This window comes from Peptococcaceae bacterium, assembly GCA_024655825.1.
GTDB lineage: Bacteria > Bacillota > Peptococcia > DRI-13 > PHAD01 > JANLFJ01.
In genome coordinates, this window is sequence record JANLFJ010000089.1 from 1 (window position 1) to 1019 (window position 1019).

Sequence of the window (1019 nt, forward strand, 5' to 3'; positions counted from 1 at the left end):
GCGATGCCCATCCCCGTTGCCCGCAGCCAGGTCGGCCACAGCTCGGAACCGTACATGGGATAGCCTGAGAAGTAGCCCATGGAAATGCCGAGGCAGAAGCCGACGGGGAGCATAACGGCGGGGCTTAAGGCGTAGAAGGCAAACAGAGGCGCAAAGACCATGGCGGCCAGCCAGTAGATGGTGAAGGTCGGTCTCCTGCCCAGCCTGTCGGCCACCACCCCGAAAGTCAGGTAACCGATCATGCAGCCGACGTTGATAATGATGAACCACATGGAGGAAGCGAAGATGGTCATGCCCCTGTCAGCCCTCAGCATGGAGGGGATCCAGGACATGATGCACCAGTATCCCAAAAGGCCGATGAAGGAAATCAGGATGTACATGATGGTTCTCTTGAGGTACTTGCCCTTGAAGATTTCCACCCAGGAAACCGGTTTTTGCTCGCTCTTCTTGTACTCGACGAACCGCTCGCTCTCCTTCAGCGACATCCGGATCCAGAAGACGAGCAGAGCCGGGAGGATACCGGAAACGAAAACCCAGCGCCAGCCCCAGGTGGGAGCGACACCGGCGTACACCAGCGAGGCCAGGATTGCGCCGATCGGCCACCCGCACTGCATAACCGCCATCACCTTGCCGCGGTACTTTGGCGGCCAGGTCTCGGTAATCAGCGCCGCCCCGGCGGCCCACTCGCCACCGGCGAAGAAGCCCATCAGAAAGCGGAAGCAAATAAGGGACATAGCGTTCCAGGACAGGGCGGTCAGGCCGGTAAAGGCCGCGTAACCGAGAACTGTATAAATCATAACCCTGATGCGCCCTATTTTGTCCGTGAGCGGGCCCCAGAACATGCCCCCGATAGCATAACCCAATAAGGACAACGTCATAACCGTGCCGGAACCGGCAAAATTGAAGCTGAATTCCTTTTTGATGTCGACCAGCGCGTTGCTGTACAGCATGACCTCAAACGCGTCAAAAATGTACCCGCACAAGGCGACAAACAGGACCATCCACATGTACCGCGTGAT

The 1019-nt window shown here is 57.8% G+C and carries 1 protein-coding gene; it reads right to left on the reverse strand.

What is annotated here, in order from left to right; translation table 11 throughout:
- Positions 1–1001, reverse strand: a 1001-nt coding sequence (locus NUV48_15535; protein ID MCR4443543.1) for an MFS transporter, incomplete at its 3' end; no start/stop codon positions are given.
- Positions 1002–1019: the final 18 nt, after the last annotated feature.